This window comes from Actinomadura viridis (genome assembly GCF_015751755.1).
In the GTDB taxonomy this organism is placed as follows: domain Bacteria; phylum Actinomycetota; class Actinomycetes; order Streptosporangiales; family Streptosporangiaceae; genus Spirillospora; species Spirillospora viridis.
Genome location: NZ_JADOUA010000001.1, coordinates 6,525,789 through 6,546,815 on the forward strand (window position 1 = coordinate 6,525,789; position 21,027 = coordinate 6,546,815).

18 protein-coding genes are annotated in these 21,027 nt (G+C 74.0%); 11 read left to right on the top strand and 7 right to left on the bottom strand.

The features are described from left to right. The first annotated feature begins 12 nt into the window (after positions 1-12). Together IW256_RS29520 and IW256_RS29525 are read left to right on the top strand one after the other, a co-directional pair. Complete coding sequence (locus IW256_RS29520) at positions 13-1,131, top strand: ATP-binding protein (RefSeq protein ID WP_197014062.1); 1,119 nt, start codon at positions 13-15, stop codon at positions 1,129-1,131. Beyond that, on the top strand, positions 1,128-3,908 hold the full coding sequence (locus tag IW256_RS29525) for a DUF5682 family protein (protein WP_197014063.1): 2,781 nt from the start codon (positions 1,128-1,130) through the stop codon (positions 3,906-3,908). Before IW256_RS29520 ends, IW256_RS29525 begins: the two co-directional genes overlap by 4 nt. Positions 3,909-4,018: 110 nt before the next feature. On the opposite strand, the gene IW256_RS41575 is transcribed toward IW256_RS29525, so the two are convergent. From IW256_RS41575 to IW256_RS29545, 4 genes are read right to left on the bottom strand one after another with little or no spacing between them, the layout of a single operon-like run. Beyond that, entirely contained in the window at positions 4,019-4,840 is an 822-nt protein-coding gene (locus tag IW256_RS41575; protein ID WP_197014064.1) for an ABC transporter permease, read from the bottom strand. Further along, the gene (locus tag IW256_RS29535; protein ID WP_197014065.1) at positions 4,827-5,867 is read right to left on the bottom strand and encodes an ABC transporter substrate-binding protein; all 1,041 of its coding nucleotides are present in this window, start codon (positions 5,865-5,867) and stop codon (positions 4,827-4,829) included. Before IW256_RS29535 ends, IW256_RS41575 begins: the two co-directional genes overlap by 14 nt. Before the next feature lie 28 nt (positions 5,868-5,895). Continuing rightward, complete coding sequence (locus IW256_RS29540; RefSeq protein WP_197014066.1) at positions 5,896-6,753, bottom strand: ABC transporter permease; 858 nt, start codon at positions 6,751-6,753, stop codon at positions 5,896-5,898. Further along, a complete protein-coding gene (locus tag IW256_RS29545) occupies positions 6,750-7,499 on the bottom strand; it encodes an ABC transporter ATP-binding protein (RefSeq protein WP_197014067.1) in 750 nt (249 codons plus the stop codon). The genes IW256_RS29540 and IW256_RS29545 overlap by 4 nt, the downstream gene beginning before the upstream one ends. A gap of 384 nt (positions 7,500-7,883) precedes the next feature. Between IW256_RS29545 and IW256_RS29550 the strand changes: the two genes are divergently transcribed. The 9 genes from IW256_RS29550 (at position 7,884) to IW256_RS29590 (ending at position 16,071) form a co-directional block, all read left to right on the top strand. After that, positions 7,884-8,717, top strand: coding sequence for a nucleoside phosphorylase (locus IW256_RS29550; RefSeq protein WP_197014068.1), 834 nt, complete (start codon positions 7,884-7,886; stop codon positions 8,715-8,717). After that, on the top strand, positions 8,714-9,907 hold the full coding sequence (locus IW256_RS29555) for a dihydroorotate dehydrogenase (protein WP_197014069.1): 1,194 nt from the start codon (positions 8,714-8,716) through the stop codon (positions 9,905-9,907). Before IW256_RS29550 ends, IW256_RS29555 begins: the two co-directional genes overlap by 4 nt. Beyond that, entirely contained in the window at positions 9,885-10,694 is an 810-nt protein-coding gene (locus IW256_RS29560) for an IclR family transcriptional regulator (RefSeq protein ID WP_231403981.1), read from the top strand. The genes IW256_RS29555 and IW256_RS29560 overlap by 23 nt, the downstream gene beginning before the upstream one ends. A 3-nt stretch (positions 10,695-10,697) precedes the next feature. Then, positions 10,698-11,285, top strand: coding sequence for a hypothetical protein (locus tag IW256_RS29565; RefSeq protein ID WP_197014071.1), 588 nt, complete (start codon positions 10,698-10,700; stop codon positions 11,283-11,285). Next, positions 11,282-11,812, top strand: a complete 531-nt coding sequence (locus IW256_RS29570; protein WP_197014072.1) for a hypothetical protein — start codon at positions 11,282-11,284, stop codon at positions 11,810-11,812. Before IW256_RS29565 ends, IW256_RS29570 begins: the two co-directional genes overlap by 4 nt. Then, a complete protein-coding gene (locus IW256_RS29575) occupies positions 11,809-13,146 on the top strand; it encodes a Zn-dependent hydrolase (protein WP_197014073.1) in 1,338 nt (445 codons plus the stop codon). Before IW256_RS29570 ends, IW256_RS29575 begins: the two co-directional genes overlap by 4 nt. Next, a complete protein-coding gene (locus tag IW256_RS29580) occupies positions 13,143-14,000 on the top strand; it encodes an iron-sulfur cluster-binding protein (protein WP_197014074.1) in 858 nt (285 codons plus the stop codon). The genes IW256_RS29575 and IW256_RS29580 overlap by 4 nt, the downstream gene beginning before the upstream one ends. Then, on the top strand, positions 13,993-15,285 hold the full coding sequence (locus IW256_RS29585; protein WP_197014075.1) for a dihydroorotase: 1,293 nt from the start codon (positions 13,993-13,995) through the stop codon (positions 15,283-15,285). Before IW256_RS29580 ends, IW256_RS29585 begins: the two co-directional genes overlap by 8 nt. A gap of 66 nt (positions 15,286-15,351) precedes the next feature. Next, the gene (locus IW256_RS29590; RefSeq protein ID WP_197014076.1) at positions 15,352-16,071 is read left to right on the top strand and encodes a hypothetical protein; all 720 of its coding nucleotides are present in this window, start codon (positions 15,352-15,354) and stop codon (positions 16,069-16,071) included. A 127-nt stretch (positions 16,072-16,198) separates the two neighbouring features. Here IW256_RS29590 and IW256_RS29595 read toward each other — a convergent pair whose 3' ends face one another. The 3 genes from IW256_RS29595 to IW256_RS29605 all read right to left on the bottom strand — a co-directional run bounded on the left by IW256_RS29595 (position 16,199) and on the right by IW256_RS29605 (position 20,867). Continuing rightward, entirely contained in the window at positions 16,199-16,669 is a 471-nt protein-coding gene (locus IW256_RS29595; protein ID WP_197014077.1) for a hypothetical protein, read from the bottom strand. A gap of 157 nt (positions 16,670-16,826) precedes the next feature. Beyond that, positions 16,827-19,688, bottom strand: coding sequence for a helix-turn-helix transcriptional regulator (locus IW256_RS29600; RefSeq protein ID WP_197014078.1), 2,862 nt, complete (start codon positions 19,686-19,688; stop codon positions 16,827-16,829). A gap of 225 nt (positions 19,689-19,913) precedes the next feature. Beyond that, on the bottom strand, positions 19,914-20,867 hold the full coding sequence (locus IW256_RS29605) for a PfkB family carbohydrate kinase (RefSeq protein ID WP_197014079.1): 954 nt from the start codon (positions 20,865-20,867) through the stop codon (positions 19,914-19,916). Positions 20,868-21,027: the final 160 nt, after the last annotated feature.

The window sequence follows — 21,027 nt, forward strand, 5'->3', positions numbered from 1 at the left end:
GAGACATCCGTCATGACCGACGAGAAGCTGCGCGCGCCGGCCGAGGTGAAGTACGCCGAGGAGCTGGACTACCTGGAGTCGATCGACGACGGCCCCAAGCCGTTCTCGTGGCGGCTCAGCCCGAAGATGGTCCGGCTGTTCGTGCTCGGCTCCGAGCGCGCCGACGGGCTCGACCGCGAGATCCCGCAGAAGTGGTTCGGCGACCGGAGCTTCGTCGAGCGCGCCATCGTGACGCTGGCGTCCGACCGCGGCCTGCTGCTGATCGGCGACCCCGGCACCGGCAAGAGCTGGCTGGCCGAGCTGCTGTCGGCCGCCATCTCCCGCAACTCGACCCTGGTCGTCCAGGGGACGGCGGGCACCACCGAGGACCACATCAAGTACTCCTGGAACGTCTCCATGGTGATCGCCAAGGGGCAGTCCCGGGAGTCGCTGATCCCCTCCCCGATCATGACGGCGATGGAACGGGGCGTGATCGGCCGGTTCGAGGAGCTGACCCGTTCGACCAGCGACGTGCAGGACGCGCTGATCTCCATCCTGTCGGAGAAGTACGTGTCCATCCCCGAGCTGGACGACGACAACATCGTCTTCGCCCAGCCGGGGTTCTCGATCATCGCGACCGCCAACAGCCGGGACCGGGGCGTCAACGACCTGTCCTCGGCGCTGAAGCGGCGGTTCAACTTCGTCCGCATCCCGGTGGTGACCAGCAAGAAGAGCGAGGCGGAGATCGTCCGGTTCCGTACCTCGGAGCTGATGCGGCGGCACCGGATCGAGCTGGACGTGCCGCCGACGCTGCTGGACATCCTGCTGCAGAGCTTCGCCGACCTGCGGGCCGCGGCGTCCTCGGCCTCCAGCGACGACGAGCGGCTGGAGTCGGCGCTGTCCACCGCCGAGCAGATCGGCGTGCTGGAGGACGCGATCCTGCACGGCCAGTTCTTCGGCGACCGGGCGCTGCGGGCCGAGACGCTGGCGAGCTCGCTGGTGGGGTCGCTGGCCCGCCGCAGCCCCGAGGACCTGGCCATCCTGAACAAGTTCTGGCACGGCGTGGTCGAGCCGCGCGGCAAGAAGGACGAGGGCGGGCCGTGGCAGGAGTTCCTGGAGGGCGGGCTCCAGGCGATCGCGAAGCTGTCGTGAGCCCGTTCGGCGCGCTGCGCGAGCAGCTACTCGGGGCCGCCGAGACCTTCGCCGGCGGCCCCCGCGCCCTGCCGGACATCCTGGCGGGGATGGTCGACGACGTCGACCGGGCGCTGCGGGAGGAGCTGGAGATCTTCCCGGTCTGCCACCACTCCCCCGCGTCGGCGCTGGCGATGGCCCGGCGGCTGCGGGAGAAGCAGCCCGAGGTCATCTATCTGGAGCTGTGCGAGGACCTGCGTCCCCTGCTGGACGAGCTGCGCAACTGCCGGCTGCCGGTGGCGCTGCAGGCGTTCGCGACCGACCTCGACGGGTTCCCCAGCGAACGGGCGCCGCTGAGCGTGGTGGCGCCCATCACCGAGGCGTCCGCCGAGTACCAGGCGATCTCCTACGCGCTCGACACCCCGGGCGTCGAGCTGGTCCTGGTCGACCGTTCGAGCGACCACGTCTTCCAGTGGGAGCCCGCGGACCCGCCGGAGGAGGCCGGACGGGGCGAGCAGGAGGAGGAGGCCGCGCTGCACGGTGACGCGGTCGGCGTCGAGATCGGCGACCTGCGGCCCGGGTTCGCCGAGCTGGAGGAGCACCTGCTCCACCACGGCAAGGTCCGGCACTGGTCGGAATGGTGGGACCAGTACGTCGAGCAGCCGCTCGCGGGTGCCGACTACGAGACGTACCGGCAGGTCATGGTACTGATCGGCAGCCTGTTCCGGCGGCTCCGGCCGTCCCGGGACGCGCGCCGGGCCACCGACGAGGACCGCGAGCGGTACATGTGGACCCGGATCCGCGAGCACCTCACCGCGTCCGGCGCGGACCCGGCCGACTGCCTGCACGTGTGCGGGGCGTTCCACGCGGCCAGCCGGGTGGAGCAGTTCGGGCTGGCCTCCACCGCCCCGTTCGAGATCACGCCCCGGACCGGCACCCGCTGGCGGTACGGGCTGATCCCCTCCAGCCACTCGGCCATCGAGGCGCAGTTCGGGCTGGCGCCCGGCTCGGTGTCGGTGGCCGCGGCGACCTGGGAGAAGTCGGTGAAACGCACCGGCGTCACCCCGTTCCGGCTGGACGGCCAGCGCGGCACCCGCAAGCGCGCGGCCCGCAAGCGGCTGCCGGACCCGGTGCCGGCCGGGCCGGTCACCGACCGGCTGTCGGGGTTCCTGTCGGACGCGCCCGCGCTGGACGCGCTCGACGAGGCCGAGCTGCTCGGCTGGTGCGTCGACATCGTCCGGCTGGCCCGCCGCAACGGCTACCTGTCCAGCACCGCCGACGCGATCGCGGTGTTCGAGACCTCGATCCTGCTCGCGGGGATGCGCGGGCGCGCCCGCCCCACCCCGTACGACTTCCAGGACGCGGCCGTCACCTGCATCGAGAAGGACACCGTGCCGGGCCGCCGCGACGTGCGGCGGCTGTGCGAGATCCTGCTGGGCGGCGACCGGATCGGCGAGGTCGGGTACGACGCGCTGCCACCGCTGGCCCGGGACGTCCTGGACCGGCTCACCCCGCTGGGCCTCGACCTGGAGAAGCGCACGATCCAGCGGGCGCTGCTGGACTTCTCCGCCACCCCGGAGCTGGAGCCGTGCTCGGATCTGCTCTGGATGCTGCGCCGACTGCTGCCCGGCGACGCCGTCCGCCCGATCATGGGGGCGCGGCGGCTGGGCGAGCGGCCGATCCAGGAGAGCTGGGACCTGGCGATCGGGCGCAACCAGCGCGCGATCGTCGAGCTGGGCTACGAGGGCGTCACCATCGAGCAGGTGCTGGAGCAGCGGCTGCGCAAGGCCGTCCACGCGCCGAAGGCCACCGCCGCGACCGCGTTGCAGGCCGTCGAGGACTCCCTGCTCTACCTCAAGAGCAGGCGGTTCACCGACGAGCTGGGCGCGCGTGCGGTGGAGCTGCTCGCGGCCGAACGCACCGTGGACGACGCCCCCGAGGTGCTGCGCGGGGTCCGGCGGCTGCTGGCCCACTACCGGACCACCGAGCCGGAGCTGCCCCGGTGGTGCGCCGCGTTCGTCACCGCCGGGTACGCGCACTACTGCACGCTGCTGCCGACCGCGTTCGCCGACGATGACACCGGTGCCCGCCAGGTGGCCGCGATGCTGGGGTTCCTGATCAGCCTGGAGAGCCTGGCGGTCTCCCTCGGCTGCGACCACACCCAGCTCGAACTGGCGGTGAAGCAGTCGCATCCGACCGAGCCCGGCAAGACGGCGCTGCTGTGGGCGGCCGAGACCCAGCTCGGCCTGCTGACGACGGCCGAGCTGCGGGAACGCTGCGACGGGCTGCTGGACAACCCGCTGGTGGTGCCGGCCTATCCCCGGTACCTGAGCGGGTTCGTACAGGCACTGGAGTCCGTGCCCTCGCTGTCGCCGCTGGTGGTGGAGCTGCTGTCCAAGGCGTTCGCGCGGCTGCCCGACACGGTGCTGCTCCCCTGGCTGCCCAAGCTGATCGTCACGCTGCGCGAGCAGGCGGCGGAGCTGGTGCCGGTGCTGGTCCGCGAGGCCGACCGCACGTTCCCCGCCGGGCTCGCGGCGGTGGACGCCTGGGTGCCACCGTGGGAGGGCCGGGCGGCACCCGAGCCCGCACCGCCGATCGCCGCCACCGGCCCGGTCCCCGGTCTCCTGGCCGCCCGTCCGGAGTCCTGCGACGCGGTGACCGCGCTGCTCGGCCTCGACCCGGCATGGCCGGACGCCGCCGGCGATCCGGCCGTCCCGCCCGGCGCGGGCGCGGCCGGCGCCCTGCTGGCCGCCCACCCGGAGACCGCCGGCGCCGTGGCCGCCCTCCTCACCGTCTGACCCGAAGCCGTCCCCGCACCGGGCGACCCCGTCCCAGGTCGCCCGGTGCCCCGACTCCGGCCGCCGGCCCCCGGCGCCCGGGGGGCGGCCACGCCGCGTTCGGCGACCGCTCAGGCGGAGCCGAAGCGGCTGTTCAGCCTGCGTTCGACCAGGCCGACGAGCGTGTACAGCGTCCAGGCCAGCAGGCAGAGCAGGCCGAGGGAGACGATGACGAGCCGGATGTCGTCGTTGTCCTGGGCCTGCCGCTCCAGGTAGCCCAGACCCGCCTGCGCCCCGATGAACTCGCCGATGACCGCCGCGGTCACCGCCTGGAGGACGCCCAGCCGCAGTCCCACCGCGATGGCCGGGAGGGCGAACGGCAGATCGATCTTGACGGCGCGGGCCAGCGGCCCGATCTCCAGGAGCCGGGCCAGGTCGTCCACCCCGGTGGGGATGGCGCGCAGCCGCATGCTCATGTTGATCAGAACCGGGTAGAACGACACCAGCGTGATGAGCGCGATCTTGGAGCCGATGCCCAGCCCCAGCCACAGCACGATCAGCGGCGCGATCGAGATCTTGGGCGTCACCTGGGCGATCACGATCAGCGGCATCAGGACGCGTTCCAGGCGGCGCATCCGCGTGAACACCATCGCCAGGACGACCCCGAGCGCGCTTCCGAGCACCACGCCCTGGACGACCTCCGCGAGCGTCTGCGCGATGTGCACGGTCAGGGCGCCGTCCCGCCCCAGGGTCCAGCCGTGCGCGGCGACGGCGCCGGGAGTCGGCAGCCGGTAGGCCGGGATGTCGAAGAGGACGGTCACCAGCCACCACAGCACCACGCCGGCGGCGAGCGAGACCGCGCCGACCGCCACCGGCCGGGCGGCCCGCAGCCGGGCGCCCGGTCCGGGACGGACCGGGGCCCCGGCCGCCGGCGGCGCGCTAGCCGAGGGCACTGGGCTTCACCACCAGGTCACCGGCCTTGAACGAGGAGTCGATGAGCTTGAATCCGGCCTGGGCGTCGATCGCCTTCTGCCAGCGCGCCTCGTCCGGGTGACCGAACCCGTGCTGCCGGGTGGTGTCCGACTGCCAGAGGGTCTTGACGAAGACGTCCTCGACGATCGTGGTGACGTCCTTCTGCTGGCCGTTGAACGTGGGGGCGTACTTCTTCACCGCCGTGTCGACCGCGGCGGCGGGGTTCTTGGTGGTGTAGTCGATGCCCTGGTCGAGGGCGTCGTCGAACGCCTTGACCGTCTTCGGGTCGTTCTTCACCATGTCGGGGCCGGCCACGACCACGTTGCCGAACGACGGGAGGTACTGGTCGCTGAGGATCTGGCGGACGTCCACCCCGGCCGACTTCAGCGCGTAGTAGCGGAGCCGGGAGAAGACGATCGCGTCGACCTGGCCGTTCTTGAGCGCGTCGACGATGGCGCCGGTGCCGATGGTCTTGACCTTCACGTCGCCGACGGTCAGGTTCGCGCTCTTGAGCATGGCCTGGAGCTGGATGTAGTTGGGGCTGCCCAGGTCGGTGACGGCGACCGTCTTGCCCTTGAGGTCGGCCGGGGAGGAGATGTTCGCGTCGGCCTTCGACAGCAGCGCGCCGATGCCCTGCTGGTAGGTGGTGTGGACGACGCGGGTCTTGACGCCCTTGCCGTAGGCGGTGATGACCGAGTCGCCGTTGGGGAAGCCGAAGTCGACGTTGCCCGCGGCGACGTTCTTGACGATGTCCGAACCCTGGGCGTAGGTGAAGCTCACGTCCAGGCCGGCCTTGGCGAAGAAGCCCTGCTCCTTGGCCATGTACAGCGGCGCGTAGTACGGGACCGCGGTGCCGTCGATCTGGATGGTGACCTTCTTGGTGCCGCCGGGGCCCGTCTCGCCCCCGGCCTTGGGCCCGCCGGACGAGGCGGGGCTGCACGCCGTGATGACGGCGAGCGCCAGCAGGGCGGACCCGATTCCGGGCACGCGGCGAAGGTGCTTCTTCATGACTCTCCTTGGGAAACGGTGCCGGGAATCAGCGGTCCCAGCGCAGCAGGCGCCGTTCGGCCAGCGAGACGAGGCCGAAGCCGGCCAGGCCCACCAGCACGGTGATGAGCACGGCGGCGATGAGCATGGGGGTGTCGTTGGAGGTGTTGCCGAGGATCATGAGGTAGCCGAGGCCGCGCTGGGCGGACAGGTACTCGGCGAGGAAGGCCCCGGTCATGGCGTCGATCACCGCGATCTTGGCACCGGCGAGGAGCGCCGGTGTCGCCGCCGGAATCTGGATCGTGAGCAGGTAGCGCCGGCCGGACAGGTTCAGGAGCCTGCCGAGGGAGGCGACGTCGGCCGGGACGTCCCGGAGGCCGAGCATCGTCGCGGCCATCATCGGGAAGAAGACCAGCAGCAGGATCAGGACGAACTGGGACGTGAGGCTCAGCCCGAACCACAGGACCAGCAGCGGCGCGACGGCGATCTTCGGGGCGGCCTGGAGCAGGACGATGTAGGGGTTGAGCACCTCCCGCACGATCCGCGACGACCACAGGGCCCAGCCGAGGGCGACGCCGATGACCGAACCGCCCACGAACCCCAGGACGATGTTGCGCAGGGTGTAGGTGAGGTTGGACCACAGTTGCCCGTCGCTCACCAGGCTCCCGATCGCCGACAGCACCGCGCCGGGCGCGGGCAGCAGGTAGCTCGGCACGTCCGCCCAGCGGACGTACAGGCTCCAGGCCCCGACGATGACCACCACGTAGGCGGCGGCGCTGAGGGTCCGGGTGCCGAGCCGTGCCAGGTCGCGGCGCCGCTCGGTGCGGCGACGTTCGCGCTCCCGGTCGCGGGCGCCGCCGGGGCCCGCCTCGGAGCGGCGCTCGCGCGCCACGGTGTCCCCGGTCATTCCAGCTCCTGCCGGAGCATGCCGGCGAACTCGGCGAACTCCGGCAGCCGCCGGGTCGCCGGGCTGCGGTCCCGGTCGAGCGGCACCCGGTGCACGGCCTTGATGCGGCCCGGCCGCGCCGACATCACCGCCACCCGGTCCGCCAGATAGGTGGCCTCCTCCACGCTGTGGGTGACCAGGATGATCGTTTTCCGGGTGGCCTCCCAGATGCGCAGCAGATCGTCGTGCAGCCGGTCACGGGTGATGGCGTCGAGCGCCCCGAAGGGCTCGTCCATGAGCAGGATCTGCGGGTCGTAGGCGAGCGCCCGCGCGATCGCCGTGCGCTGGCGCATTCCGCCGGAGAGTTCCTTGGGGAACGACTGCGCGAAGTCCGACAGGCCGACCAGGTCGAGCAGGTCCCGGACCCGGGTCCGCCCCTCGGCGGACCTGTCCCGCTGCGCCTCCAGGCCCAGGGAGACGTTGCGTTCCACCGAGCGCCAGGGCAGCAGCGCCGGCTCCTGGAACACGAAGCCGATGTCCTTGCCCGGGCGGGGCCGCCTGGTCCAGGCGAGCTTCCCCTCGAAGTCCGCGTCCAGGCCGGCGATCATCCGCAGCAGCGTCGACTTGCCGCAGCCGGACGGGCCGATGAGCGCGACGACCTCGCCCTCGGCGACGTCGAGGTCCACGTCGGCCAGCGCCACGACCCGCTGCCGGTTGGCGCCGACGTAGGTCTTGCGCACGTCCCGGATGGAGAGAAAGGCCGTCATCGGCTCGCCGTTCCCTTCAGCGTGAGCCGGGCGGCACCGGCGCGCGGCCACCGGCCGGCGCTCTCCCCCGTCCCCTGACGATGTCGCACGAAGACTCCCTCGGTCTCTCGGGCCTTCATGGGCCCTCCATGGCGGCGGCCGGGTCGCGCCACGCATGGCAGCTTCCACAGACGGAAAGTCCGCCTCCAGCAATGAAGGTCACAGCGTGCTGCCTATTTCGGTCAGCTGTCAAGACCGGCTTTGACGTTACATGCTGGACATATTCCGAGGTGATGTGTTCCAAATCACCCTTATCTTGCCTCCCTTAACGGGATTGACGTCACGCTGCGCCACGATGCACACTTCCTGATCTGGAAATCATCCATCCACTTCTGGAGGATCTTGATGGCCCGTAGCGCCCGGGACCCCTGGCGGGACGGCGCGGCCCCGCACGTCCCCGCCCGACTCGGCACGCTGCCCGGGGTCTGCCTGCTTCCGGGCGACCCGGCCCGGGTGGACCTCGCCGCCCGGGTGCTCGCGGACTTCGAGATCAGGGGCCAGAACCGTGAGTACCGGCTCGGCGTCGGCCGGCTGCGGGGCACCCCGATCGCGGTGTGCTCCACGGGCATCGGCGGGCCCTCGACCGAGATCGCGATCGTCGAGCTGGCCCGGCTGGGCGTGACGACCGTGCTGCGCACCGGCGGCATGGGCGCGCTGCGGGAGCGGATCGCGCCCGGAACGGTGTGCGCCGTCACCGCTGCCGTGCCTGGAGGCGGCGCCGCGTCCTGGTACGCAGCGGACACCGGCTCCCCTACCGGAACCGGCACCGGCGGTCGCACGGCCGACGCCCAGGTGACGCGTGCCCTCCACGCCCAGGCCGCCTCCCTGGGCATCGGCCTGACCGAGGTCACCGTCGCCTCGGCCGACTCGTACTACCTCGGCCAGGGCCGTCCCCTCGCCGGATACGAGCGGGAGGCGGCGGAACGGTACTCCGCGCTGCGGGCGCTCGGCGTCGACGGCGTCGACATGGAGACGGAGACCGTCCTGGCGGTGGGGCGGGCGATGGGGCTCCGGGCGGGCGCCCTGCTCGTGGCGCACGCCAACCGGGTCACCGACGGCTGGCTCGAGGACTACGAGCCCGCCCAGCTCGACATGCTGCGGCTCGCCGCGCACGCCGCGCGGGCCCTGGCGGACCCCGTCCCGGCGAGCACGCCCCCGGCCGCGGGGGGCCGCCCATGACCGCGGCGGCGCGGCACGTCCACGGCGGCTCCGGCTCCCCCTCCGGCGACCGGGACCGGGACGCCCGCGAACGCTTCTTCGCGGCGAAAGGCGCCGGCGGCGGCGCGGACCTCTCGGTGTCCCTGGGCGGGCTGCGCCTGTCCAACCCGGTGATGCCGGCCTCCGGATGCTTCGGGCCGGAACTGGCACCGCTGCTGCCCATGGGTGAGCTCGGCGCCGTCGTCACCAAGACCGTGTTCGCCCTGCGGCGCGGCGGGAACGCCGCGCACCGGCTGACCGAGACACCGATGGGGATGATCAACAGTGTCGGCATCCCCAGTCCCGGGACGCGCGGCTTCGTCCAGGACGTACTGCCGCGTTACCGGGCCACCGGACGGCCGGTCGTGGTCAGTGTCGGCGGCCTGCGGATCGACGAGTACCTGCGGGTGGCCGACGAGCTGGCCGGAGTCGGCTGCGCGGCCTTCGAGGTCAACGTCTCCTGCCCCAACCTGGAACACGGGGGCATCGAGATCGGCGCGAGCCCCGAGGCCGTCCACCGCGTCACCGACGGCGTCCGGCGCCGTCTCGGCGACGTGCCGGTCTGGGTGAAGCTGACCCCGATGGCCCCCGACATCGCCGCGGTCGCCGACGCCGCGCAGAGCGCGGGCGCCCGGGCGCTGACCGTCGCGAACTCCTTCCCCGGCATGGTGGTCTCCTCCGGCGACGGGACGCCCGTGCTCGGCAACGGCGTGGGCGGCGTGTCCGGACCGGCGATCAAACCCCTGGTGCTGCGGCTGGTCTGGCTGGTCGCGCGTTCGGTCTCCATCCCGGTCATCGGGTGCGGCGGCATCGGGTCCGCCCAGGACGTCCTGGACCATCTGCGCGTCGGCGCGACCGCCGTCCAGGTCGGCACCGCGACCTTCGCGCGCCCCCAGGTCATGGCCGAGATCGTCCGTGAGCTGGAGGCCCTGTGCGCGCGGGCCGGGGTGGCTACGCTTCAGGGGCTGGTCCACGCCGGCCGCCACGCCGACGCCGTTTCGGGACCCGCCGGGACGCCGGACGAGGCGCGCGCCCGGCGGGACGACATGCCAACGAGACAAGCGTCTCCGCGTGAACGGATGGCTGAGCATGCAGGTTCTCACTCGCGCCCTACGAGTGATCAAGACGTTGTCGACGAGCCAGCAGGGGATGACCTTGCAGCAGCTCCATGAGGAGCTGCAGATCCCGATCGGCAGCATGCACCGGGTCCTGGCCGCCCTCACCGAGGACCGGTACGTGACCAGGTCGCCCACCAACCGGCGGTACTTTCTCGGACCGGCGGCGGCCGAGCTGGCCGGGATCTCCTCGGCCGGGCGCGGAACGCTCGTCACACCGCCGGAGCCGCTGCGGAAGGCGGCCCGGGAGAGCGGCGAGTCGGTGTTCCTCACCGAGCCGATCGGGCTGCAGATGGTCTGCGTGGCGCTGGTGGAGGCGCGGCATCCGCTCCGGCTGTTCGTCCAGGTGGGCCACGAGATGCCGCTGCACGCGGCGGCCTCGGCCCGCAGCATCCTGGCGTACCTGCCGCCCGAGGTGGTCGACACGATCTTCCGTGAGCGGGACCTGACGGCGTTCACGGCGGGGACGCTCCGAACCCTGGACCAGGTGAAGGACCATCTCGCGCAGGTCCGCGCCCAGGGGTACGACGTCTGCGAGAACGAGCTGGACGAGAACGTGTGGGCGGTGGCGGCACCGGTGTTCTCCTCCACGGCCCAGGTGGTGTCGAGCGTCACGCTCGCCGCGGCGGGCAATCGGATGCGCGACCCCATCCAGCGCACCCGCGCGACGGAGATCGTGCTGCGCGCGGCACGCGACCTGTCCGGAGAGCTCGGCTACACCGGCGGGTTCACGACGCCGGAGCCCGCGGGCGGCCTCGTGGACGCGCCGGCGGGCGGCGCGGACGGCACGGCGGACGGAACGGCGGCCGGGACACCGGCGAGCCGTGAGCCAGGAAGGACATAGCCGATGACCGAAGGTCTCTCCGCCCCCGCCTCCGGCGGCCGGCGCCGGGCCGAACTACTCGCCGACATCGCCGCCAGCGCGATCCCGTACAGCGGGCCCCTGCGCGACGTGTCGGAGTTCAGGGAGTACGCCGCGCTCAACCGGCCGTCCATCCTGCGCAGGGTGGCCGCGGACCTGGCCGCGGAGGTGCCACGGGACGCGGGCGGGCTGGTCGCCGCGGGGTGGCGGGCCGCGGTGCTGGCCACGGCCCTCTCCCTGCACACCGGCCTGCCGCTGTCGGTCGCCACCGGGCCGGAGGCGGGTCCGGCGGGCGTCGCGGCGGTCGGCGGGGACGGTCTCGCTCCCGGCCGGTCCGTCGCCCTGGTGACCACGTCCACGGCCGGTGACGCCGAGGTGGGGGCCTGGGTCGCCGGGCTGGCGGAGCTGGGGATTCGCGTGGTCGGCGTGCTGTCGCTGCTGGCCCCCGCGGCGCGGGATCGCACGGCGCAGGGGCGCCCGGCGGGGGACGGCGGCACCGGCTCGTCCCCGCCCCGGACGGCACTGCTGACCGAAGAGGAACTGGCCGTATCGACCTCAGGAGGCCGACCATGACCGAGGCGCACGCTCGCCCCGAACTGCTCGACGCCGTTCACCGGCTCGTCGGCGCGCACGGCGCCGGCGCCGAGCCGCTGCTGGACCCGAGCCGGTCCGCGACCGCGATGGAGACGGTCGGCCGCGCGGCGGCCGAGGCCGTGCGGCCGCTCCGCCCCGAGGTGCTGCTCACGTCCGAGGACAGCGCCAACGCCGTGCTGGCGCACATCGTCTCCCGCGAGCTGGGTGTGCCGGCCGTGCCCTTCTACGTCGAGGAGGGCGTCATCGAGATCGACGCCGCCCTCGTCCGCGGGCGCCGTGTCGTGCTGCTGCTGGCGAAGGGCGTCCAGCCGCTCCGGCTGAGCACGATGCACTCGTTCGCGGGGACGCACCACGCGGAGCTGGCGGGGATCGCCGAGGTCATCGGCTCCGCCGGCGCCGCCTCCGAAGCCCCGGTCCCGTACGTCGCGGTCGTGGACCAGGCCGAGCTGGCCGCCCGCGGCGCCGGTGCGGTGGGCGGCGCGCGAGACGACGAGCCGGGACGATGAGCGCCGGCACCAGGGAGCAGCCGGCGACGGCCTCCGCGCGAGAGGCCCGTGAACCGGCAGGACGGGTCGACGCGGGCCGGCTGGCCGGGCTGATCGAGGAGTTCGCCGCCCTGTCCGAGGGCGGCCCCGGGGTCACCCGGCCCGGCTACACCGAGCTGGAGCGGCGGGCCCACGAGACGTTCGCGGACCACATGCGCGGGCTGGGCCTGCGGGTGTGGTCCGACGCGGCCGGCAACACCTACGCGGAACGGCCGGGGCACGGCGACCCCGCGCTCGGGGCACTGGGCACGGGCTCGCACCTGGACAGCGTCCCGGGAGCCGGGCGGTTCGACGGCATCGCCGGCGTCGTCGCCGGGATGGAGGCCGCGCGGGTCCTGGTGGAGACGGAGGCGGCGCACGCCCGCCCGGTGCGGTTCGTGGCCTTCGCGACCGAGGAGGGCGCCCGCTTCGGTCAGGCGTGCGTCGGCAGCCGCATCGCCGCGGGCCTCACCGGCGCCGGCGACCTCGGCCTGCTCCGGGACGGTACGGGCACGACGCTCGCCCAGGCCATGGAAGGGGTCGGGCTCGATCCCGCCCGGGTCGAGGAGGCCCGGTGGGATCCCGCCGAGTGGAGCGCGTTCGTGGAACTCCACATCGAGCAGGGCAACGTGCTGGAAAGCCTCGGAACGCCCATCGGCGTCGTGGACGCCATCTCGGGCAGCAGCCGGCTGCGGCTCACGCTGACCGGACGCGCCTCGCACACCGGCGGCACCCCCATGCACCACCGCGCGGACGCCCTCGCGGCGGCGGCGGAGTGCGTCCTGCTGGCCGAGCGGCTCGCCAACGACCCCCGCCATCGCGGCACCCGCGCCACCGTGGGCAGGCTCGACGTCGCGCCCGGGTCGATCACCACCATCCCGGGCGAGGTGACGATGTCCGTCGACATCCGGGACGTCGACAGTGACCGGCAGCGGGAGACGGCCGCGGAGTTCGTCGCGCGGTCCCGGGAACTGTGCGATCGGCGCGGGATCGGGCTGCGCGCCGAGGAGCTGGCCGACGCCTCCCCGGTCGTCCTGCCGGTCTGGATCGCGGACGCGATCGGCGGCGCCTGTGCCGCGCTCGGCGTCGGTCACCACGTCCTGCCCAGCGGCGCCAGCCACGACAGCCAGATGATCAACCACATCGTGCCGAGCGGCATGATCTTCGTACCGAGCCGGGACGGGCTGAGCCACACGCCCGAGGAATGGACCGATCCATCGGATCTCGCCACCGGGACCCGGGTGCTCCTGGCGACCCTGCTGGAACTCGACGGGCTGCTCGCACCGCCCACCACGCGGCCGGGGAGCGGCGCATGACCGGCCCCGGACACCACCGGCTCGCCCTGCTCACCGCCCCGGAACCCGCCCCGACCTGGGACCACGCGGAGGTCGTCCGGCACCACCCGGTCGGCGACCGGTACCACCGGATGCGGCTGAAGGCCCCGACGATCGCGGCGGCCACCCGGCCGGGCCAGTTCCTCATGGTCACGATCCCCGACGCGACCGGCGCGCGGGCGGTGCTGCCGCGGCCGATGGCCGTGCACCGCCGCCTTCCCGGCGAGGGCTGCGTCGACATCGTCTACGGCGTCCAGGGCGCCGGCACCCGCGCGCTGACCGCCACCGCGGTCGGCAGCCGCGTCCAGGTCGTCGGCCCCCTGGGGGTGGGTTTCGCGCCCGCCCCCGAAACCTCCAGGCTGCTCCTGGTGGGACGGGGCATCGGCGTGTGCTCCCTGATGACGTCCGCGGAGGACGCCGTCCCGCGCGGCGTCGAGGTCACCGCCGTCGTCAGCGGGCGCACCCGGACCGCGCTGGTCGGCGCGGACGACTACCGCGACCTCGGTGTCCGGCGTCTGATCGAGGTCACCGACCAGGACGGGCGGAGCGCGCCGGACGTCCTGAGCGCGCGGCTGCGGCGGGCGCTCGACCCGGCGCCACCGCAGCAGATCTTCACGTGCGGCTCGGAACGCCTCGCCGAGATGTGCGTACGGCTGGGCGAGCGATGGGACGCCCGGGTCCAGGTGTCCCTGGAGGCCCACATGGCCTGCGGGCTGGGCTACTGCCACGGCTGCGCCACGGCGGCCCGGACCGCCGCCGACGAGAGCCCGCTGATCTGCGCGGACGGCCCGGTGTTCGAGCTGCGCCCGGACGGGCCGGAGGGCTCGCATGGGTGAGCGCGCGACCCTCCTGCGCGGCGCGCGGATCCTCGGCGGCCCGGCCCGGGACGTCCTCATCCGGGGCACCGCCGTGGCCGCCGTCGGAACCGGCCTGGACCCCGGCGGCGCGGAGGTCGTCGACGCGTCCGGGCAGGTCCTGCTGCCCGGCCTGGTCGACCTCCACACCCATCTGCGGGAGCCGGGCCGCGAGGACGCCGAGACCGTCGCCACCGGCGCCCGCGCCGCCGCGCTGGGCGGGTTCACCGCCGTGCACGCCATGGCCAACACCAGCCCCGTCGCCGACACCCCGGCGGTCGTGGAGAAGGTCGCGCGGCTGGGGGCCGGCGCGGGGCACTGCGACGTCCGGCCGGTCGGCGCGGTCACCGCCGGTCTCGGCGGCGAGCGGCTCGCCGAGATCGCCGCGATGGCGGGGTCGCCGGCCGCCGTCCGGGTCTTCTCCGACGACGGCGGGTGCGTCCACGACCCCGGGCTGATGCGGCGCGCCCTGGAGATCGTCCGGGAGTTCGACGGCGTCGTCGCCCAGCACGCCCAGGATCCGGGCCTCACCGAGGGGGCCCAGATGAACGAGGGCGTGGTCGCCCGCGAGCTCGGCCTGCCAGGCTGGCCCGCGGTGGCCGAGGAGGCGGTCATCGCCCGCGACGTCCTGCTCGCCGCGCACACCGGCTCCCGCGTCCATGTCTGCCACCTCTCCACCGCGGGTTCGGCCGAGATCGTCCGCTGGGCCAAGTCCCGGGGGTGGCCGGTCACCGCCGAGGTGACCCCGCACCACCTGCTGCTCACCGACGAGCTGGCGCGCTCGGGCGACCCCGTCTACAAGGTCAACCCGCCGCTGCGCACCGAGGCCGACGTCAGGGCGCTCCGCGAGGCGCTGGCCGACGGCACCATCGACTGCGTCGCCACCGACCACGCCCCCCACACCGCCGCGGACAAGCGCTGCGCGTGGCCGGCCGCGGCGATGGGGATGATCGGCCTGGAGACCGCGCTGGCGGTCGTCCAGCACGCCATGGTGGAAACCGGCCTGCTGGACTGGACGGGCGTCGCGGACCGCATGTCGCACCGCCCGGCCCTCATCGGCCGCCTGGACGGGCACGGCCGCCCGATCGCGCCGGGCGAGCCCGCGAACCTCACCCTGCTCGACACCGCCCACCGCGCCGGCGTCGACCCCGCCGGTTTCGCCTCGCGCAGCCGCAACAGCCCGTTCGCCGGGCTGGTGCTGCCGGGCCGCGTGACCGCGACCTTCCTCCGCGGCAGGGCGACGGTCCTGGACGGAACACTCCGCTGAGCCCGGCGGCACCACAGGCGGCATTCCGCTCGACAGGGGCGCGGACAGGCAGCACGATCTTGTGGCATGACGGAGACACAGAGTGAGCCCTCCCAGGACGAGCAGGAGCCGGGCAAGGGGGCCGCGGTGCTCGGGTGCGTCACGATCCTTGTGGTCATCGTGGTCGTCGGCGGGCTGATCTGGGGAGGCGTCAAGCTCGTGCGGTCGTTCATGGCCTTCGAGTCGCCGCTCCATTACGACGTGGCCAAGACGACGGAGGTGACCGCCCCGGCCCAGCCCTGCCACAGGATCACGGTTCCGGACCTGCCCGAGGACAAGCGCCGGACCTTCCGGGCCCAGTTGGAGCACAGCGTGCTCGAGAAGACGGTGCGGATGACGTGCGATCCCAAGATCAAGGTGGAGTGCGCGTCCGACTGCACCGCGACCTACGGGGGCGCCAAGATCAGTTACCAGGTGACCAACATGGGGTCGTGCATCGACCTCGGCGACACCCAGAGCTGCAAGTACAAGATCACTGCTCGTGAGCGGCTGCTGGCTCAGGCGAGCCTGAACGAGCAGTTCTGGCAGTACGGCAAGTCGCAGCGGAAGGGGGCGAAGCTGCGCTGCGACACCCTCCCGGGCGGCGCCGCCGTCATCCCCGGTGACCCGGTCGAGAACGCCGGCGCCCCGAAGGCGGAGACGAAGACGAAGTACCGCTGCTACGCCCGGAACAGGGTCACGTACGTCTACGACGTGGTCGCCGCGAGGGGCAGTGGTCTCGTCTTCGAGGAGGCCGAGGTCGATTGAGGATCGCCCGGGCCGGACGCCCGGGTGCGGTGGCCGAGGGACTCGGGGACGGACCGGGCCGGGAACAGGTCATGCGGGGCTCCCCCGGCACGGGAGCCCCGCATGAGCCGATCAGCCGATCAGCGGCTTAGTGGAAGACGAACCTGGCGGAGTTGATGGTCTCGCTGCTCGGGCAGAGGAAGCCGCCCGAGGTCTTGGTGGCGGTGTAGGGGCCACCGGTGTAGGTCCGCGTCGTTCCCTGGCGGGTGGCGCTGGCGTTGTTCACGGTGTAGCCGCACTGCACGCCGAACACGGTGGCGGTGACGACGATCGACGTGGCGGTGGCGGTGCCGTTCGCGTCGTTGAACGAGACCGTCGGATTGGCGCCGATGCTGACGGAGACCGAGCCGCTGCAGCTCAGGCTGATGGTGGTGCGGTCGATCGTCAGGGTGTTCGGGGGCGTGTTGCTGGTCGTGGCGTTGGTCCACGTGCAGGTGGTGCCGGCCGCGGTGATGCTGCCGTCGACCAGGCCGGGGGCTTCGGCGTGGGCGGGAGCGGCGGTGAACGCCGCGGCGGCGGCGATGGCGGAGAGGCCAACGAGGAAGCTGGCGGGTCTCATGTGGGTCCTCCTCCTCGACTCGTGCGGCGGGCCTTCCGCCGCCGTCCGGTCCGAGGGCGCCGTCTCCGGGGAAGGATGACGGGGTGTCCGGCGCCGATTCGGTCGAACGTGAATCTCTCTCATAATCGGTCCGGTCCGTCCCGGTTACCCCGTCCACTCAGGACAGGTTTAGTTCGCGCCCGCACCGCCCGCACCGGCAGGTGTGGTCCGAACGGTCGGCGGGTTCGAGGACGTCGCCCAGCTGCCGCCGGCTGCTCACGCCGAGCTTGCGCATGGCGTTGGCCAGGTGGTACTTGACCGTGCGGTCGGACAGGTAGAGGCCGGCGGCGATGTCCCGGTTCGTGTGGCCGGAGGCCGCCAGCACGGCGATCTCGCGTTCCCGGGGGGACAGCTGGTTGCCGTACCCGGGCCGGCCGCGGCGGTGGGGCACGGGCAGTCCCGCCGCCCGCATCGTCTGCTTGAGCCGGTTGGCGTCCCAGACGGCGCCCAGGCCGGTGAACGTGCTCCACGCGTGGCGCAGCGGCTCGGCGTCCGGCACCTGGCCGGCGGAGATCCGGGCGCGCGCCTCGCCGGCGCACGCGTGGGCGGCCAGCCGGGGGTCGGGCAGCACCGCGTACCCGCGGCGGGCCCGGCGGTAGCCCGCCGCGGCCCACCCGGCGTCGCCGTAGCGCTCGCTCATCCGGGCCTCGGCGAACCCGAGGGCGGCGCGGGCGAGCGGCGCGTCGCGGTCCGCCACGGCGCCGCGGTAGCGGGGCAGGACCTCGCGGACCAGGTCGAGGGGGGCGAACGGCAGCAGCGGCGCCGCCCAGACCCACACGCCCTTGCGGGCCACGCCGTCCAGGACCTGGCGGGCGAGGGCGTGCCCGAGCCGCCGCTGCTCCAGGGTGAGCGCCACCCGGTTGAACTCCGCGGCGGCCTGGGCGGCGACGGCCAGGTCACCGGTCTCGCAGGCCTCCTCGGCCACCGCGCGCAGCGTGCGGCGCGCGGCGTCCAGGCGCCCCTGGCCCGCGTCGATCTGGGCGGACAGCAGCCGCAGGTTCGGGAGGCCGGACGCGAACGGATCACCGGACAGCACGCCCACGTCGTCCTCGGCGCCGCAGTCGCCCGTCGTCCAGCGGATCCGTGCCACGACGGCCCGCAGCCGCGTGTCGAAGGCGGGGGACGGGGCGCCCGACGCCGGACGCCGCGCCCGTTCGGCCAGGTCGAGGCCGCGCGTGTAGTGCCCCAGGTGCAGGGCCGACTCGGCCAGGTCGAGCAGGCCGCGGGCGAGCCGGCGTTCGATCTCCGGCCGGTCGCCGTGGACGGGCACCGCGCGGGCCGCGGCCCACCCCTCGGGGCCTCCGGTGGCGAGCAGCAGGTGCGCGGTCGCGGTCCGGACGACGGCGTGCGCCATCGGGTCGCCGGTCTCGGTGAGCGCGGTCCGGGCCCGGTCGAGATGGGCCTTCTGGGCGGCCAGGTCGAGACCGGGCAGCCGGGTGGGGGTGGCGAGGAGGGCGTGCGCGATGGCGCGCAGGCCGGGACGCCGGACGAGGCCGCCCAGGGCGTCGCGCAGCGCGGTCGCCGCGCCGTCGGCCGGGCCGTCCGACTCCAGTGCCGACCAGAGGCGGAGGAGCAGGAGTTCGGCGCGCTGTTCCGGGGACGCGGCCTCCGCCACCTCGGCCAGCAGGCCGGAGGTGGTCCCGCCCGGATCGGCGGCCCCCAGCGCGGCCCGGCCCAGCTTGACCGCCACCTCGGCCCGCCGTTCCGGGGCGACCGCGCCCGCCTGGAGGACGTCCCGCAGCCAGGAGTGGGCCGTGCCGAACGCGCCGGCGGCGAGGGCGGCCTCGGCGGCGGCCTCCGCGCTCGCCGCCCACGCGCGCAGGTCGCCCGCGCGCCGGTGGTGGTCGACCGCCCGTACGCGCAGGGCTCCGCCCGCGGCGGTCAGCACCTGGGCGGCGATGGCGTGCAGCCCGCGCCGCCGGTAGCCGGGAACGGACTCGTACACGGCGAGCCGGGCCAGTTCGTGGCGGAAACGCACCGTGCCGCCGTCCGGGCCGTGGTCGCGCAGGAGCCCGCGGCGCATCGCGTCCCCGAGGGCGGCGCACGTCCGGCCGGTGCTCAGCCCGGCGACCCTGGCCACCAGTTCGGGTTCGGCGGACCCGGCCAGCACGGCCGCGGCCTCCAGCACCGCGGTGCCGGTCGCGTCCAGGCTCCGGAGCCGGGCGGCGATCATCGCGCCGACCGCGGGCGGGACGGCGGTCTCCGCGCCGGGGCCGAGCGTCCACGCGCCGTTCACCGGGCGGAGCAGGTCGTGCTGCCGGAGCATGCGGACGTCCTCGCGCACGACGAACGGCACCCCGCCGCTGCGCTCGTACAGCAGGTCCGCGACGCCGGTGGGCAGAACGGTTTCCGGGTCGCCGAGAATCGCGCAGGCCAGCCGCCCGGCACCCGCGGGCGACAGCGGCGGAATGGAAAGTCGGGTGGTGCCCAGCCCCAATTCAGGAAGGGCCGCCGGGGGCTCGCAAGTGATCACGATGGATAGTTCTGGAGGGGGCCGTGCCCCGATCATCCGGATCAGCTCCACGGTGGCCGCGTCCCCCCACTGCACATCCTCCAGAACCAGAATGGTCGGGCCGAGCTTGGCGAGCAGTTCCGCGCTGGCCCGCACCAGGCGGTGCCGGACCAGCTGCGGCTCCGGCACCGGGGGCGGCGCCGGCGGCAGGATGGCGGCCAGCTCGGGGAGCACCGTGCGCAGCACCCCCGCGAGGGCGCTGAGCGGCCGTACCGGTGGGCGGCTCGCGGTGGCGAGCGCCTCGATCACCGGCCCCAGCGGGCAGGACGCCAAGGTGGGACGGGAGTGTCCGACCAGCGGCTGCCGCCCTTCGAGGCCGGGGGCGGCCAGCGCCTCGCGCACCAGGCGGGTCTTGCCGGCGCCGCGTTCGCCCTCCACCACCACGACGGCGGGAGGGCGGGCGAGTGCGGCCACCAGCGACGCGAGGTCGACCTCACGTTCGACCAGCGGTGGATCCCGAGGCGGCATGCCGGCACCTCCTGCCACTCGCCGAGATTTTCACACGGCGGGATGGCGCTGCCTAGCTCCGCTTTCATTCCTGTCGGCAACTGACATGGCAGGTCAACAGAGTCGAGCTATTTTTGACACGTTCCTTTATCATAATCTGATAATGTGACGTGCGGGCCCACTCAGCGAATTTAGGAAAACGCGGAAGGGGACGCCTTCAACGCGCGTCCGGGGGCGGTGCGGCCCTTATTCGTCCGCGCTCCCCGTACCGGCGGACAGGGCGTCCTCCAGTTCGGCGGCGGTCGGCGGGTCCGCTCCGACGCGGGTGCAGGTGAGGGCCGCGGCGGTGACGCAGCGGGTGAGGACGCGCGCCAGGTCGGCGGGACCGGCGGGCAGCGGGAGGCGGTCCGCGCCGTCCCCGGCGGGATCGCGGGCGGCGAGGGCGTCCAGCAGGGCGGCCTGGAAGGCGTCGCCCGCGCCGACGGTGTCGCGGACGGCGACCACCGGAGCCGGGACCCGCACCTCGGCGCCGGCGGTGACCGCGAAGGCGCCGCCGGGGCCGAGGGTGACCACGGCGAGGCGCGGGCCGTACGAGAGCAGTGCCCGCGCGGCCTCGGCGGCGTCCAGGCCGGGGTACAGCAGGCGCAGGTCCTCGTCGCTGGCCTTGACGACGTCGGCGACCTCCACGAACCGCAGGCAGGCGTCACGGTAGGCGGCCGGGTCGGGCTGTACGGCGGGGCGGACGTTGAGGTCGATGACGACGGCCCGGCCCGGCCGGGCGCGCAGGTCCCGGCACAGTTCCAGCACGCGCGAGGCGCCCGGCTCGACGACGATCGCCAGCGAGCCGGTGTGCAGGATCGTGGTGTCGCCGGGGACAGCGAGTCCGGTGGGGTCCCAGGCCGCCAGGAAGTCGTAGGTCGCCGACCCGGCGGCGTCCAGGTAGGCCAGGGCCAGCATGGTCCGCCCGCCGCCGGGCGCCCGGCGCACCGGGACGCCCGCCCGCCGCAGATGGCCGGCCACCAGGGTGCCGGGCGGGTCGTCGCCCCAGGACGTCACGAGCGTGGTCGGGCGGCCCAGGCGGCGCAGGCCGATCGCCACGTTGGCCGGGCTGCCGCCCGGCGCGGGGACCACCTCGCTCGCCCCCGCCTTCCAGAGCAGGTCGACGAGCACCTCGCCGACGACGCTCACCCGGTGTGCCACGGCCGCCTCCTGTCCCGCGGATCGACGTCGTCCGCGTACGGTACCGGCGGCCGGGCGGCCCGGTCAGGCGGCCGCGGCCCGGGGCGAGCGGATCATCGCGACGACGAGCCGCGTGACGATGGCCTCGGCGAGCAGTACCAGGGCCTTGGCGAGCACGGTC

What these genes read in the sequence shown, in the direction of transcription:
- IW256_RS29520 (WP_197014062.1), top strand. Translation starts at nt 13, where the DNA reads ATGACCGACGAGAAGCTGCGCGCGCCGGCCGAGGTGAAGTACGCCGAG.
- IW256_RS29535 (WP_197014065.1), bottom strand. Translation starts at nt 5,867, where the DNA reads ATGAAGAAGCACCTTCGCCGCGTGCCCGGAATCGGGTCCGCCCTGCTG.
- IW256_RS29540 (WP_197014066.1), bottom strand. Translation starts at nt 6,753, where the DNA reads ATGACCGGGGACACCGTGGCGCGCGAGCGCCGCTCCGAGGCGGGCCCC.
- IW256_RS29545 (WP_197014067.1), bottom strand. Translation starts at nt 7,499, where the DNA reads ATGACGGCCTTTCTCTCCATCCGGGACGTGCGCAAGACCTACGTCGGC.
- IW256_RS29550 (WP_197014068.1), top strand. Translation starts at nt 7,884, where the DNA reads ATGGCCCGTAGCGCCCGGGACCCCTGGCGGGACGGCGCGGCCCCGCAC.
- IW256_RS29555 (WP_197014069.1), top strand. Translation starts at nt 8,714, where the DNA reads ATGACCGCGGCGGCGCGGCACGTCCACGGCGGCTCCGGCTCCCCCTCC.
- IW256_RS29560 (WP_231403981.1), top strand. Translation starts at nt 9,885, where the DNA reads ATGACCTTGCAGCAGCTCCATGAGGAGCTGCAGATCCCGATCGGCAGC.
- IW256_RS29565 (WP_197014071.1), top strand. Translation starts at nt 10,698, where the DNA reads ATGACCGAAGGTCTCTCCGCCCCCGCCTCCGGCGGCCGGCGCCGGGCC.
- IW256_RS29570 (WP_197014072.1), top strand. Translation starts at nt 11,282, where the DNA reads ATGACCGAGGCGCACGCTCGCCCCGAACTGCTCGACGCCGTTCACCGG.
- IW256_RS29575 (WP_197014073.1), top strand. Translation starts at nt 11,809, where the DNA reads ATGAGCGCCGGCACCAGGGAGCAGCCGGCGACGGCCTCCGCGCGAGAG.
- IW256_RS29580 (WP_197014074.1), top strand. Translation starts at nt 13,143, where the DNA reads ATGACCGGCCCCGGACACCACCGGCTCGCCCTGCTCACCGCCCCGGAA.
- IW256_RS29585 (WP_197014075.1), top strand. Translation starts at nt 13,993, where the DNA reads ATGGGTGAGCGCGCGACCCTCCTGCGCGGCGCGCGGATCCTCGGCGGC.
- IW256_RS29590 (WP_197014076.1), top strand. Translation starts at nt 15,352, where the DNA reads ATGACGGAGACACAGAGTGAGCCCTCCCAGGACGAGCAGGAGCCGGGC.
- IW256_RS29595 (WP_197014077.1), bottom strand. Translation starts at nt 16,669, where the DNA reads ATGAGACCCGCCAGCTTCCTCGTTGGCCTCTCCGCCATCGCCGCCGCC.
- IW256_RS29600 (WP_197014078.1), bottom strand. Translation starts at nt 19,688, where the DNA reads ATGCCGCCTCGGGATCCACCGCTGGTCGAACGTGAGGTCGACCTCGCG.